The organism is Alteromonas gracilis (assembly GCF_002993325.1).
Classification (GTDB): Bacteria; Pseudomonadota; Gammaproteobacteria; order Enterobacterales; family Alteromonadaceae; genus Alteromonas; species Alteromonas gracilis.
Genome location: NZ_PVNO01000002.1, coordinates 297,241 through 312,976 on the forward strand (window position 1 = coordinate 297,241; position 15,736 = coordinate 312,976).

The window sequence follows — 15,736 nt, forward strand, 5'->3', positions numbered from 1 at the left end:
TCTAGCAGTAAATCCCTTTCACTGATAAGAGTTTAATGAAAAAGCCAACAATTAAAGATGTCGCGAAATTAGCGGGAGTATCGTTTAAAACAGTGTCGCGAGTGGTTAATCAAGAACCTAATGTAAGTGAAGCGGTAAAAGAAAAGGTGCTTGAGTCAATAAAACAACTCAATTACCAGCCAAATCACACAGCGAGAGTTATGCGTAAAGCACCGTTTTCACTCGCCTTTGTTTACGACAATCCCAACAGCCACTACGTGATTGAAATGCAAAACGGCATAATTTCTGAGTGCAGAAAAAAAGGGTTTGAGCTTGTCATACACCCAACGGACTCTCGCTCTGATGAGGTAGGGAATGAGCTTGCTAGTATGATAGGTTCAAATCAAATTGGGGGCATTATCCTTACCCCTCCACTATCGGAAAATAAAGAGCTTGTTACCTTCTTACTGAGTAAAGATGCAAAAGTTGTAAGGATTTTATCGGGTGAGCAACCACCGGATAGTCTGGCGCCTGTTTTACATGTAGACGACGTGGATGCAGGTTTCAAGATGACTCAGTACCTTCTTGAACTAGGCCATAGAGACATTGCTTTTCTTGGCTTTCATGCCTCGCATGAATCCAGTTTGGGGAGGGTTAAAGGCTTTAAAAACGCTCATGAAGCCAGAAATGTTCCGTTTGATAAAAACCTTATTATTGACGGAGAGTTTACCTTTGAGTCTGGGATGGATATGGCCAAGCAGGTGCTTTCTATGCCTAAACGACCTACCGCTATTTTTGCGTGTAATGATGAAATTGCGGCAGGGGCAGTATTTTGTGCTCGTCTTAATGATATTACAGTACCGGAAGAGCTTTCGGTTGTTGGATTTGAAAACAGCCCTTTCGCCATGCAAACATGGCCGCACCTGACAACGATTGATCAACCCAACTTCGATATTGCAGCGACCGCTGCTGCCATGGTTATTGAGATGATGAAGTCTAATGATATATACACCGTTGATTCAAGAGGGTTTTCTCTTGACGTGGTAGTCAGAGACTCGGCCTGTAAACCCTTGCTAAAAAGCGCAATTTAATCTTTAACTCCAGTCTTTGATTTATACATTCTTTAGATAAATTTTTAAGATACTCAATTTTATTTTTTATTGACAACGTTGACATTGGTTGATAGCGTCGAATGCAGGTGATGAAAAAAACACCGCAAATAATAAAAATCAAAATGTAAAATCAATCAGCTGGTTGCCTGAAGCTGAAAATAAACACTACAAAGAAGATGGGAACCACATCATGAATAACGCTCGTCCAAAGAAAACGTTAATAACCAGTGCAATCTTAGGCATATTGAGTTCGTCTGCGGTGATGGCACAGTCCGCGCCAGATATTAGCGACAGTGAAGTTGAGCGTATCGACGTTACTTATCGCTCCAGCTTGGTTCAAGCTGCTGCACTTAAGCGTGACGAAACAAAGGTTGCGGACATCATAACGTCTGAAGATATTGGTAAGTTTCCCACTGAAAATATCGCAGAAGCAATTCAACGAATTCCTGGTGTACAGATATCGAATATCAATGGTAGAGGCTCTACGATTAGCGTGCGAGGACTAGGTGCGCAATACGCTAGAACAACAGTGAACGGGCAGACTATGGCTAGCGCTGATTTTACTGGTGGCTTCCGATACGACATCATTCAGTCTGAACTGGCTTCAAGTATCTCTGTCATTAAGTCTCCGAGTGCTGATATGGATACTGGCGGCTTGTCCGGCACTATAAATATCGATACTACAAAGCCACTTTCTTATAGCGAACGCAAAGTTGTTGCTTCCGTGAAGGGGCAATATTCAGAGTTTTCACCAACAGAAAATGTAACACCTAAAGGTAATATAACTTACATCGACCAGTTTGCCGATGACACCGTAGGGTTATTTTTAAATGCGGGTTATCAGGAGCTTGACGATAGGGTAGATAACTTCTGGATGGGGCGATGGTTCAGTGATGATGAAGGCAACGATATTCCGCGCCGTCCACGCTATCGTCGTATTGACCGGGAAACCAAACGCTATCTGATGAATGGTGCATTACAGTGGCGTCCTAGTGATAATTTTGAAACAACGTTTACGGCAATTTATGCCGATGACGACACGGTACAAGATTTGAACCAGCAGGTTTTCTTGTTCGATCGCGACGATATCACGCTACTCGGTGAACCAGTAAATGGTGTTTATAACCAAGTGCGCATAGACAACTTCACGCTAGAAAATAATCGCCAGGCTGAAGATAAACAGGCTACTAGTAAGGCTTTTACGCTTTCATCCAGATACGAAACTGAAAACTGGACTCTTTTAGGTGTTGCTCACTACACCAAAGGGGAAGCTGTGCATGCCGAAGAGGCGGTAATTTTAGCAACTTCAGTGTCTGCCAATATGGATATCTCAAATCGCAACAACGTGGTGTTTGATGTTGACGAGGATTTGACTGACCCAGCTTTATACCCAGCGGATATGCCAAGAAATGAGTATCCAAATGGCGCAACGCGATATATGGATTCGTCTGAAACAGCTCTTCAATTTGACGCAATTCGCGTGTTAGAAGGAGAGTTTTTTACGGGCTTTGCATTTGGAGGTAAGTACCGAAAAGAAGAGTTCGATCGAGAGGTCTATCGAACGGACCGATTCGCTATAGGTGAAGCAGACCCTAGCGACCTTCCATTAATGACTGATTTCAACTACATGGTTACTGATTTTTTAGACAACCAAATGTCTATAGAGCACGCATGGGTTGCACCAGATATTCAGGCTTATCGAGATGCGCTTGTAGCTGAGGGGGTAACGGTTCCAACTCTATTCGCCGCACAGTCGTCATACGGTATAGAGCGAGACATTTTATCTGTTTACAGTAAGTTCGACTTTGAAACATATTTAGGTGAGATGACCTTAAGGGGGAATGTCGGCGGGCGTTACGAAACTACCGATAGAACAATCAGCACGTATTTGACCGGTGAGAGTAGCCCTATCAACTCCGAAATTAGTTTAATTATTGGCGAAACAGACTTCGACTATGACTACAGCAACTTTCTACCTAGCGTAAACGTAGTGCTCGAATTAACAGATGATGTACAAGCGCGATTTGCAGCGGCAAAGGTGCTTGTTCGACCATTGTTGACATCTCGTACGCAGATTGCTGCTTCTGAAACATCGGTGAATAATTCATTTGGTACGCGGACTTACACCGTAGACCTCGGTCAACCCAACATGAAAGCATTAACAGCTGATCAAGCAGACTTGGGGTTAGAATGGTATTACGGCGAGGGGGATAGCGTAGCACTTACCCTTTTCTGGAAAGAAATTGAGAATGGGTCGGTTTCTGAGTTTGTTTGCCCTGATAGCTACAATGACGTTGCGCTAAGTGGAACGCCGGAAGATTGCGTGGACACGCAAGGTAACATCTATGAAATCACCAGCACCTACAACGATGATAGCGGCACAACTATCAAAGGGTTTGAGCTAGGTTGGAACCAAAGCTTGGACGCATTGTTACCTATCGATGGTTTCGGTTTCTCAGCAAATTATACCTTCATCGATGCAGAAGATAGTGAAGACTTCGTTCTAACTAACTCTTCAGAAGAAACGTGGAACTTCATAGGTTATTGGGAAAACGATACGTTCAGTGCAAGGGTCGCTGTAAATAATCGAAGCCCTTATGTCCAAGATAATACTGACGCGTTTTTTGCACGAGAAGGGCGGGTTGTCGATGGTAGAAATCAAGTCGATATCTTGCTGAGCTATAACTTAACTGAAGCGCTTAATCTTCGTTTTGGAGCATTAAATATCAATGGTAACAACGAAGAGGCCTATTTCACCGAAGAGAAGCCAGTATGGCAGACCACAAGTATCATAGGTTCTAGCTACTACCTGAGTGCAGTCTACTCATTTTAATACATAGGCGCTGCGGGCAACCGCAGCATTTCTTCTACGATTTTTATCAGGATATTAAGCAATGAAGAAAACGTGGTTACACTCGATAAGCGCCTTATGCCTAAGCTTATCTGCTGTATTAGTTGGCTGCGACAAGCAGCAAGACGTTTCAGACGTTGCCCCTAAACAAGCAGAACCAGCGATAAGCGCTGTGTTAGAGCGAGTAACGCAAGGACAAGTAAAAAATATAACAACAACTAAAGTGGCTGATGATGAGCCAGAATGGTTTGAAGTAAACGTCATTGATGGACAAGCAGAAGTGCTGGCAAATAGTCATACCGCACTAGCATATGGCGCTTATCAATACTTGCGAGAACAGGGCGCTTTGTCGGTAAGTTGGGAAGGGAAGCGCGTTGCGTTTCCTGATACATTTGAAGACTTTGACGGTGCAAAAACAACAACCCCATTTGAGCAACGCACTTACCTGAATGTTTGTGCTTACGGCTATACAACACCTTGGTGGGGCTGGGAGCGTTGGGAGAAAGAAATAGACTGGATGGCGCTTCACGGAGTAAACAATCCTGTTGCCATGGAAGGGCAAGAATTTGTATGGCAAGCATTATGGAAGGATTTCGACGTTACCGATAAAGAACTAGCCGATTACTTTTCTGGCCCAGCGTTCACGCCATGGCAACGCATGGGGAATATCGAAGGGCACGAGGGGCCTCTCCCGCAAAGTTGGATAAACAAAAAACATCAACTGCAAAAACAAATCCTCAAGCGCATGAAAGCGTTGGGTATGCAGCCCGTTGTACCTGCGTTTAGTGGCTATGTACCTAAAGCGTTTGTTGAGCGTTTTCCCGACGCCAAGGTTTATGAAATGCCACGCTGGACTGGATTTGAAAATGCTACCTATTGGTTAGACCCCGCTGACCCCCTCTTTAAAACAGTGGCTAAGCGATTTATTGAGCTTTATACCGAAATTTATGGTGTACAGGACTATTACCTATCAGACGCATTTAACGAAATGCTACCGCCGGTTTCTGAAGAGAACCGACACGCCGAGCTCGCATCCTATGGAAAACGCATCTACGAATCTATTGCACAGGTTGCACCTGATGCTGTGTGGGTAATGCAAGGATGGATGTTTGGCGCAGACGAAGAATTCTGGGACCTCGCATCTATCGAAGCGTTCTTAAAAGATGTTCCCGATCAAAAAGCGATGATCCACGATATCGGAAATGACAGATATCACGTGTGGCAGCGAACGGAAGGTTTCAAAGGCAAGCCATGGGTGTTTGGCTTCATTCACAACTATGGAGGTTCAGATCCTGTTTATGCTGACTTCTCAGACTATGTCGAGCAGCTAGATGTGGTGACAAACTCTGACAAAAAAGGCGAGCTAACCGGGTTTGGTGTATTTCCCGAGGGGATCCATAACAATTCTGTGGCGTATGAATTTCTGTTCGATTTGCCTTGGAACGCCAAGCCCGATATGAAAGAGTGGCTAGCAAATTATACTAAAGCGCGCTATGGAAAGACTTCACCCGAACTTATCGCAGCATGGGAAAAGGTGATAAAAGGAGTGTTCTCTGTTAGCTATTGGAAAAGCCGCTGGTGGGAAGGCTCAGCTGGTGCGTACTTGCTGTTTAAGCGCCCAACAATCGACATTGTAAATTTTGATGAGCACCCGGGCAATTTAATGGCCTTAGACGATGGTATCTCACAGCTAATTGAGCTGGCACCGTTGATGGGTAATGCGTACCTATATCAATACGATATTGTCGATTTTGTGAAGCATGCAGTGTCTTTACATGTTGACCTTATGCTGCAAGAGGTGGTTAACGCGTATTCATCAAAAGACTTCGAACGTGGCGACGAACTTATGGCCTCAATTGACGTTGCCATCACTAAGTTAGACAACTTGCTAGGGTTTCATCAAGAAAGCCTGCACACGTGGTTAAGTGACGCCTCAGCTTATGGTGAGACTGCGCAAGAGTCTGCTTATTACGTAAATAATGCGCGCTTGCAAGTAACGCAATGGGGTGGACCAAAGCTGAAAGATTATGCATCTAAAGCGTGGCAGGGTATGTACAAAGACTATTATTTGCCTCGCTGGAAAATGTACTTATCTGCGTACCGCATCGCCAAGGAAACCCAAACGCCATTTGATGATGCCGCAATGCAAGAAGCGCTAATAAAATGGGAACGCGATTGGATAAATCGCACTGAAATTCCAACTCAATCTATCCCAGAAACACCAATTGAGGATGCGGAAGTACTTATGAAGGCCATAACTCGGTAATAAAAAGTAGTATAGTCACAGGTATTAAAAGCCCCGTTACTTATTGAGTACGGGGTTTTTACATTTGTATACCTAATCCAGATGCATTAATACATTTACTTTTTAAATGTATTGATAAAAATTTCCAATTTGTTGCATAAACGTTAGCCCACTATACTCATTTTCGTTTTCTACCTTTCAAATTAAAAAGAGTAAGTGGAATGTCTAATACCACCGCCCTACACGCAAAGCACCTAGAAGCGGGTGCGAAGATGGTCGATTTCTTCGGCTGGGATATGCCAATTAACTATGGTTCACAAATTGAAGAGCATCACGCTGTGCGTCAAGACGCTGGTATGTTTGATGTATCTCACATGACCATTGTTGACGTAAAAGGCGCACAAGCCAAAGCGTATCTTCAGTATCTTTTAGCCAACGACGTGGCAAAACTAAAAGACAAAGGCAAAGCGCTTTACAGCGGCATGCTTAACGAAGAAGGCGGTGTTGTAGACGACCTTATCGTTTATCACTTCGACGAAACTAACTATCGCCTAGTGGTTAACTCAGCAACCCGCGAAAAAGACATGAACTGGTTAATGAGCAAAGCAGAAGGCTTTGACGTAACCATTACCGAGCGCCCTGAGTTTGCCATGATTGCGGTACAAGGCCCTAACGCTAAAGAAAAAGCGGCAACGCTATTTAGTGCAGCGCAAAAAGAAGCAGTAGCAGGTATGAAGCCATTTTTTGGCGTACAAGCTGAAGACTTGTTCATCGCAACCACGGGCTACACCGGTGAAGCGGGCTACGAAATTATGGTGCCAGCTGAGCAAGCACAAAGCTTCTGGCAAGCACTACTAGACGCGGGCGTTAAGCCATGCGGCTTGGGTGCGCGCGACACCCTTCGCCTAGAAGCAGGTATGAACCTGTACGGCCAAGATATGGATGAAACCGTATCGCCACTAGCCGCTAACATGGGCTGGACAATTTCATGGGAACCGGCAGAACGCGACTTTGTAGGGCGTAAAGCACTAGAAGCGCAGCGCGAAGCGGGTACTGACAAGCTAGTAGGCTTGGTGATGACTGAAAAAGGCGTGCTGCGTCACGGTCTTAAAGTGAAAACAGAAAGCGGCGAAGGCGTTATTACTTCAGGTACGTTCTCTCCAACACTAGGTCACTCAATTGCTATGGCACGAGTACCACGTGATGTTGGTGAAACAGTAGAAGTGGAAATGCGCAAAAAGTGGGTTACAGTAAAAGTGGTTAAGCCCTCCTTTGTACGCAATGGAAAAAGTGTTTTATAAGGCCAATAGCTACTAGGCCCCAAAAGTTAACAGAGAATAACAGGAACGATTATGAGCAACATCCCAACTGATTTACGCTATGCCGCTACGCACGAATGGGTTCGCCCTGATGGTGACGGTGTTTTCACTGTAGGTATTTCTGAACACGCACAAGGCTTACTTGGCGACATGGTTTTCGTTGATTTGCCAGATGTTGGCGATGCGGTAAGCACTGGCGACGACATCTGTGTTGCTGAGTCAGTAAAAGCAGCGTCTGACGTTTACGCACCAATTTCAGGTGAAATTGTAGCGATTAACGAAGACCTAGAAGACTCACCAGAACTAGTTAACACTGACCCATATGGCGACGGTTGGCTATTTAAAATTAAAGCTGATGATGCAGAAGAAGTAGAAGGTCTACTTGATGCAGAAGGCTACGAAAACAGCATTGACGAAGAGTAATTCGTAACGCTGTTTTGATAGATACATCGTTTAAAAAGGGGCATGAAGATAATTCAGCCCCTTTTTAACTTAAAGATTTAACGCGCCCTTGCGGCAACCATTACGAGTGCTTAACAACGTTATGTCGAATACTTCCCCTACATTGGCTCAACTAGAGCAAAAAGATACATTTATCCGCCGTCACATTGGCCCGGGTAAAGGCGAAATTGAAGAAATGCTGTCTGCGATTGGTGCAAGCTCACTTGACGATTTAATTGAGCAAACGGTACCAGCAGGTATTGCGCTACCAGAGCCACTAAAATGTGGTGAAGGGGCGACAGAAGTTGAAGCATTAAGTGAACTTAAAGCCGTTGCACAAAAGAACAAAATTAACCGTTCTTTCATTGGTATGGGTTACTACGATACGCACGTACCTAACGTTATTCTTCGCAACGTGCTAGAAAATCCAGGTTGGTATACTGCGTACACGCCGTACCAGCCAGAAATTGCACAAGGCCGTTTGGAAGCCATTCTTAACTTCCAACAAGTAACTATTGATCTAACAGGCCTAGAGCTAGCGTCGGCGTCATTACTTGATGAAGGTACGGCTGCAGCAGAAGCAATGGGCCTTGCCAAGCGTGTGTCTAAGAACAAAAAAGCGAATGCGTTCTTTATCGCTAACGACGTTCACCCCCAAACGGTTGACGTGGTAGAAACCCGCGCAGAAATGTTCGGTTTTGAAATCATCAAGGGCGCGGCAGAAGAGGCAGCACAGCACGACGTATTTGGTGCGCTACTTCAATACCCAACTTCTACCGGCGAAGTAAAAGATATCAGCGACATCATTGCTGCGGTACAAGCGAACAAAGGCATTGTGGCAGTAGCCGCTGACCTAATGAGCTTGATAATGCTTAAGTCGCCAGGCGAGCTTGGTGCAGACGTTGCCTTGGGTAGTGCACAGCGCTTTGGCGTGCCTATGGGCTACGGTGGTCCGCACGCGGCATTCTTTGCAACACGCGACAGCTACAAGCGTTCACTACCTGGCCGTATTATCGGCGTAAGTAAAGACAGCCGCGGACGCCCAGCGCTTCGCATGGCGCTGCAAACTCGTGAACAACACATTCGCCGTGAAAAAGCGAACTCAAACATTTGTACAGCGCAGGTGCTGCTAGCCAACATGGCAAGCTTCTACGCGGTATACCACGGCCCACAAGGTCTAAAAACCATTGCCGAGCGCATTCACCGCTTCGCCGACATTCTTGCCACTGGTTTAACCCAGAAAGGCGCAGAGAAAGGTGTAGCTCTTAAGCACAGCACGTACTTCGACACGCTAACCGTAATGGTTAACAACAAAGAAGACGTACTTGCAAGCGCATACGCTAAAGGCATGAACTTACGTGCAGACCTTGACGGTGCGGTAGGTGTGTCGCTTGATGAAACTACGACACGTGAAGACATTGTTGCGCTATTCGACGTGCTGCTTGGTGAAGAGCATGGCCTTACTGTTGAAGGTTTAGACGCAGAAGTTACTACACAAGCTGTTAAGTCTATCCCTGACGATCTTGTACGTACCAGCGATTTCCTAACACACGAAGTATTTAACAAGTATCACTCTGAAACAGAGATGCTTCGTTATATCAAGAGCCTTGAAAACAAAGACTTGGCGCTTAACCACTCAATGATTTCATTGGGCTCGTGCACCATGAAGCTAAACGCAACGGCTGAAATGATCCCAGTAACATGGGCAGAGTTCGGTCAGCTTCACCCGTTTGCACCACTAGACCAAGCTGCGGGCTATCAAGAAATGATTGCCGAGCTTAGCGAGTGGCTAATTAACGTAACCGGTTACGATGCCCTTTCAATGCAGCCTAATTCAGGTGCGCAAGGTGAATACGCAGGCCTATTGGCTATCCAGCGTTATCACGAAAGCCGCGGCGAAGGTCACAGAAACGTGTGCCTAATTCCAAGCTCTGCCCACGGTACTAACCCTGCGTCTGCGCAAATGGTTAGCCTTAAAGTGGTAGTAGTAGCCTGTGATAGCAAAGGTAACGTAGATCTTGACGATCTTCGCAAGAAAGCAGAAGAAGTGGGTGACAACTTATCGTGCGCCATGATCACATACCCGTCTACCCACGGTGTATATGAAGAAACCGTGCGCGAGATTTGTGACATCGTTCACCAATACGGCGGTCAGGTTTACATGGACGGCGCGAACATGAACGCGCAGGTGGGCATTACGTCACCGGGCTTTATTGGCTCAGACGTATCGCACCTTAACCTACACAAAACCTTCTGTATTCCACACGGTGGTGGTGGCCCAGGTATGGGGCCAATTGGTGTTAAGTCGCACCTTGCGCCTTTCCTACCAAACCACACGGTTATTAACGTAGAAACGGCGGGTAAAGACTGTGGTGCGGTATCGGCAGCACCATGGGGCAGTGCCTCTATTCTGCCTATTAGCTACATGTACATCAAAATGATGGGCAGCGCTGGCCTTCGCCGCGCAACCGAAGTTGCTATTCTTAACGCTAACTATGTGGCTAAGAAGCTAGAGGGGCACTACAAGGTACTTTATAAAGGTAACAACGACCGCGTAGCGCACGAATGTATTGTAGACCTGCGCCCGCTTAAAGAAGCAAGCGGTGTAACCGAAGTAGACATTGCGAAGCGCCTAAACGACTATGGCTTCCATGCGCCAACCATGAGCTTCCCAGTAGCGGGTACGCTTATGATTGAGCCAACAGAATCAGAAGCAAAGTACGAGCTAGACCGTTTCATTAACGCCATGATTAGCATTCGCCAAGAAATAGCGAAAGTAGAAAGCGGCGAGTGGGATGCCACAGACAATCCTCTACACAATGCTCCGCACACGCTAGCGGATATCTGTGACAGCGACTGGAACCGCAGCTACGACCGCATGCTAGCGGCGTACCCAGCACCAGAAGTACACAGAAACAAATTCTGGCCAACGGTAAACCGTATTGATGACGTTTATGGCGACCGCAACCTAATTTGTTCTTGCCCTAGCATTGAGAGCTATGTTGAGGAGTAGGTTGGTTTAGCAGCGTTGCTGTTAAAGCTTTATTGATTTGAAAGGCGAACCGAGAGGTTCGCCTTTTTTGTTTTCCTAGCTCTAGGATTTAAACGGTTACTTTTAGAGCGGGGTGATTCTCCTTCTATTGAATCTTGGGGGGCCGCTTTAGACCTTGAGTTCAATCAGTGGGCGCAACACATCGGTTAAACTCCGGTCCTGGTCTCAGATTTCTATATTGTTGATTTTATAAAGAAAATCACGTTCGTAGTGGGTAAAGTCGCTATTACAGAGGGATGAGCCTTAGAAATCTCAGACGAGCAACTTAAGCAGAGTAATGATGCTTCGTTTTGGAAAGCGAAATATCGACCTTATAAGCGGGTGAGTATTTAAAGCCTAATTAACTTCAACAATCCAACTCATAGAAAATATGCTCCTTACAAAAGGGGAGCCCCAACTTTAGTATTAATTATTATTAATGTTCAATGAAGTGTACGCAGTGGTAACATCTGATTAACATTTGTTTAGCAAGTTGCAAATGCCTACGATAAATAAACGACTTTTCTCAAGCTTAAGTTAACGATTGAAGGTCTTGATCTGAAACGGAGAATTTATGACAAAAAGCAACCATGCAGAACAAATAGAGACGATTAACTCCTCGCAGAAACATGATCAATCCGGTAGTGATGACGAACACATTGTCGAGTTAGAAAATACCGGACGAAGAAAGTTTATTGGTTACATACTTAAGGGTTCGAGTTTTGCTGTTGCGTTACATATAACTAGCGGAGCTATACGTCCTCAGGATGCCAACGCCCAGTTGTTAGGTATACCGGAACTTGCAGATGAACTGGATTTAACAGATCTGTTGCTTATCTCCGGTGACCCTTTCTACTACGATTATTTAATTAAGATAACGAGTGATAACCGTGTCCGTTTTGAGCTTCCAAGAATGGAAGTAGGGCAAGGTATATTAACTGCTGCAATGATGATTCTTGCCGAAGAGCTGGACGTTGAAATGTCCTCGATTGATGCGACTTTATCTCCGGCAGAAATCAGACGAGCGACTGGTCAAATTACAGGGGGCTCTCACGCCGTAACCTCTCTTTGGGATCCGTTGCGCAAGGTCGCGGCAGCGCTGTTATATAAGATAAAATTGTCAGCAGCAGTGCATTTCGGGATTTCTGTGAACGACATTAGCACAGAAAATGGCTTTGCAATTGATAACGATGGCAGCCGCATTGCTTACTCTGAGCTCACCGCAGGTGTTGAGGGACGCAACGATGCAGCTCGACTGGCAAAGCCTAAAGACCCGTCTCAATACAAAATTATCGGTACGCCGCAAAAGCGGGCTGACGCGCGCGATATTGTTACCGGCAAACTAGATTTCGCGATGGATCTCGACATACCAGACGCGATGCCCACCGTGGTCGCTAGGCCACCCAGCTTAGGTGGTTGCGTGATCACGTTTGACGATTCTGAGGCAATAGGCCTGCCCGGTGTCCTTGCCATAAAAGAAGTTCCGTTGGATGTTGATGCAAATTCCTCTGGCGTGGCCGTTGTTGCGCGTTCCTTTGGCGAAGCTTTTCGGGCGCGTGATGCACTTAATATTACATGGAGTGTGGGTGCTGCCGAACATTTATCTGACGCCGAGGTCATTGAGCAGTTACGTGCGATAAACCTGCCAACCTTACCTAAAATCCCTCTGGCTACCGATTCGGTTGGCGGCGAGTTCATCTTTCCTTATTTGGCGCATGCCCCTATGGAAACCATGACAGCAGTTGCCGATGCAACCGGCTCAAAGATCAGGGTATGGACTGGCGCCAAGACGCCACTTGCAGCACAAGCCAAAATTGCGCGTGACCTTGGAGTCTTACCCACTGACGTCGAGGTGAATGTAATTCAGAGCGGCGGCTCATTTGGCCGTCGCTTATTTTTTGATGCAGCAGTTGAAGGCGCCCGTATTTCACAAATGGTAAACCGACCCATCAAACTTATGTTTACTCGACAGGACGACACAAAGTTTGGCCGCGCACGACCGCTCAGCTTGCATAACGTAAAAGCGACTTACACTAGAGGTTTTTTAATCGGCAAAAAAGTGTTGTCGTTTGACCACCGCGCTGCGACCGCTGAACTGGATCTCGAACATGGCTTTGGCGACGGTATTACTGCATTGGGAGGAGAATTAGCGCCCGCTGCTTTCAGCCAGACAATCTGGCATTCAACGCAACTAGTGCAATATAAGTTTGGTGTAACTTCTTTGCTGCTAAACGAAAAAAAATTCGTTGTGCCAACCTCCTCTTGGCGCGGCATCTACTCCGGCACAGCTGCCGTCGCAAACGAGATAGTTGTTGACGAATTGGCACGCGCAATGAACAAGGATGAATACCAGTTCAGGTTACAAATGCTTGATGATGAGCGCTCCAAAGCTGTTCTGCGGAAAGTTTCTCAAGAGGGCAACTGGGGAAGGAGTATGGAAAAAGGACGTGCCCAGGGCCTCGGGTTGCATAAAGAGTATAAGTCTCGAGCTGCCGTGCTTGTTGAATTACAAACGTTCAAAGATCCGGAGAAAGAAAGTAAAGTCACCAAGATTGTTGTCGCGCTGGATGTGAACCGAGTATTGAATCCAACCGGCCTTGAGGCGCAAGTTATCGGTGCGGCAACCGATGCCATTACCTACATGATTCGCACCAGTTTACATCTCGACAATGGCGCAATACGCGAGAGCAGTTACGGTGATTTTGAAATTGCTCGAATGCGCAACACGCCACCGGATATTGAAGTGCATTTTATGCCGCCTAACGGAGAAACACCGGGAGGTGCAGGCGAGTTGGTAGTGCCTGCGGCGGCAGCGGCGATAGCCAACGCATTTGCCAGGGCGACGGGAATAGCACCACGTCGTTTTCCACTTCGTGACTTCTATCCAGAGGGTTAATTCATGCCACAAATTACATTTAATGTTAACAATAACCCGGTTTCTATCGACGCTGAAAACGATGATGAGCTCCTGTATCTCTTGCGTGATCGACTTGGTATTACTGGCCCAAAATATGGGTGCGGTGTTGGCGTGTGTGGCGCTTGCACTATCTTTAAAGACGGGGAGCTAGTCCGCCCATGCATTGTTCCGATGGAAGAAGTGGAGGGTGCATCGCTAACCACTATTGAAGGACTTGCGGTCGATGATATTCTGCATCCGGTGCAAGAAGCATGGATAAACGAAGATGTCGCTCAGTGTGGGTTCTGTCAGGCGGGACAAATTTTAACCGCCGTCAAACTCTTGGAGTCTAATCCCAATCCCAACGATAATGACATTGATGAAGCTATGAGCGACAACATCTGTCGCTGTGGCACCTATCATAGGATTCGAAAAGCCATTAAACATGCTGCAGCTTTGATTCAGCAGACGACATAAGAGGTTAATTTTCGAGAAAACGGGTTGGTCTGAGAAGAACATCTTAATTTGCATAAGCTCAGAACTAACCTGAATATTTCGCCTACAGGGTTGGTAGTCTTGTAGACTGCTTAAAGCGAGTTGCTGGATTTCACTACTTTTAATTGGAGAGCAGCTTTACGTCTTGAGTTCAATTGGTGAGTGCAACGCTATCCTTATTAAAGGAGGAATGTTGCCATGAAACAAAGAAAACGTATCTATTACTCACCAGAACAGAAAGCGCTTATTTGGGACAGATATAAGCGAGGTGATTCGCTGCATGATATAGCTAGAATGTTTGATCGCTTTCACTCTTCTATTATGCCAACTATTTATCAAACTGGTGGATTTCGGCCACCAGAACGAAAAAGACATCCACAGTCTCTCTCGCTTGATGAAAGAGAAGAAATATCACGATGCTTAGTCGGTAAACAATCCATTCGAGAAATTGCCAGACGTTTGTCCAGAGCGCCATCTACAATTAGCCGTGAAGTAAAAAGAAATGGTGGGTTGAAGCACTACCGCGCCGTGAAAGCTGAACAACGAGCATGGGATGAAGCATTGAGACCTAAGCCATGTAAGTTAATTGGATCCCCAGAGTTATGTAAACTAATAGCTGTTAAGCTTAAAAGGGCATGGTCGCCACAACAAATTGCGGGTTGGTTAAAGCGACAATACCCCGATAATCAGGAAATGTACGTGTCTCACGAAACCATCTATAAAACACTCTTCATTCAGACGCGAGGCGCTCTAAAGAAAGAGCTACAAAAGTTTTTGCGGTCAAAAAGAGCGGTTCGCAAATCTCGTCAATCTTCACTGAAAAGGTTAGGTCTAGGCAAAATCCCTGATGCTGTTTCTATAAGTGAACGACCTGCATCAGTTGAAGATAGAGCGATCCCTGGTCACTGGGAAGGCGACCTAATATGTGGCTCCAACAACAGTTACATAGCGACACTAGTAGAGAGGCACTCTCGATTCGTAATGCTGGCGAAAGTGGATGATAGTAGAACGTCGACCGTGATTGCTGCACTTATCAAGCACGCTCAAAAGCTACCTAAGGAACTATATAAATCTCTAACTTGGGACAGGGGGAGAGAAATTAAAGACCACAAACAATTCACACTAGCCACGGATATAAAAGTCTATCTTTGCGATCCTTACTCACCGTGGCAACGTGGTACCAATGAAAACACCAATCGATTACTACGACAGTATTTTCCAAAAAGTACCGACTTATCAGTACACAGCCAACAAAAACTTAGCAGTGTAGCGAGACAACTTAACGAAAGACCAAGAAAAACGTTAGACTATGAAACACCAGCACAGAGATTTAACCAATGTGTTGCGCCCATTGATTGAACTCAAGG

The 15,736-nt window shown here is 45.8% G+C and carries 9 protein-coding genes; all 9 read left to right on the forward strand.

Features of this window, described 5'->3' with window-relative positions; translation table 11 throughout:
- The first annotated feature begins 35 nt into the window (after positions 1-35).
- The 9 genes from C6Y39_RS02015 (at position 36) to C6Y39_RS02055 (ending at position 15,728) form a co-directional block, all read left to right on the forward strand.
- Positions 36-1,070, forward strand: a complete 1,035-nt coding sequence (locus C6Y39_RS02015) for a LacI family DNA-binding transcriptional regulator (protein ID WP_105929645.1) — start codon at positions 36-38, stop codon at positions 1,068-1,070.
- Between the two features lie 211 nt (positions 1,071-1,281).
- Positions 1,282-3,924: a TonB-dependent receptor gene (locus C6Y39_RS02020; protein ID WP_105929677.1), complete on the forward strand. Its 2,643-nt coding sequence runs from the start codon at positions 1,282-1,284 to the stop codon at positions 3,922-3,924.
- A 61-nt stretch (positions 3,925-3,985) separates the two neighbouring features.
- Positions 3,986-6,208 carry an alpha-N-acetylglucosaminidase gene (locus C6Y39_RS02025; protein WP_105929646.1) on the forward strand — a complete coding sequence of 741 codons (2,223 nt, stop codon included), beginning with the start codon at positions 3,986-3,988 and terminating at the stop codon, positions 6,206-6,208.
- A 200-nt stretch (positions 6,209-6,408) separates the two neighbouring features.
- On the forward strand, positions 6,409-7,488 hold the full coding sequence (gene gcvT, locus C6Y39_RS02030; protein ID WP_105929647.1) for a glycine cleavage system aminomethyltransferase GcvT: 1,080 nt from the start codon (positions 6,409-6,411) through the stop codon (positions 7,486-7,488).
- Positions 7,489-7,539: 51 nt separating this feature from the next.
- Entirely contained in the window at positions 7,540-7,929 is a 390-nt protein-coding gene (gene gcvH, locus C6Y39_RS02035; protein ID WP_105929648.1) for a glycine cleavage system protein GcvH, read from the forward strand.
- A 121-nt stretch (positions 7,930-8,050) separates the two neighbouring features.
- Positions 8,051-10,960 (forward strand): aminomethyl-transferring glycine dehydrogenase, encoded by a 2,910-nt coding sequence (gcvP, locus tag C6Y39_RS02040; protein WP_105929649.1) that lies wholly within the window; start codon positions 8,051-8,053, stop codon positions 10,958-10,960.
- Between the two features lie 592 nt (positions 10,961-11,552).
- Entirely contained in the window at positions 11,553-13,874 is a 2,322-nt protein-coding gene (locus C6Y39_RS02045; RefSeq protein ID WP_105929650.1) for a molybdopterin cofactor-binding domain-containing protein, read from the forward strand.
- A gap of 3 nt (positions 13,875-13,877) precedes the next feature.
- Positions 13,878-14,351: a (2Fe-2S)-binding protein gene (locus tag C6Y39_RS02050; RefSeq protein ID WP_014979985.1), complete on the forward strand. Its 474-nt coding sequence runs from the start codon at positions 13,878-13,880 to the stop codon at positions 14,349-14,351.
- Positions 14,352-14,567: 216 nt separating this feature from the next.
- Positions 14,568-15,728 carry an IS30 family transposase gene (locus tag C6Y39_RS02055; RefSeq protein WP_105929651.1) on the forward strand — a complete coding sequence of 387 codons (1,161 nt, stop codon included), beginning with the start codon at positions 14,568-14,570 and terminating at the stop codon, positions 15,726-15,728.
- Positions 15,729-15,736 lie beyond the last annotated feature (8 nt).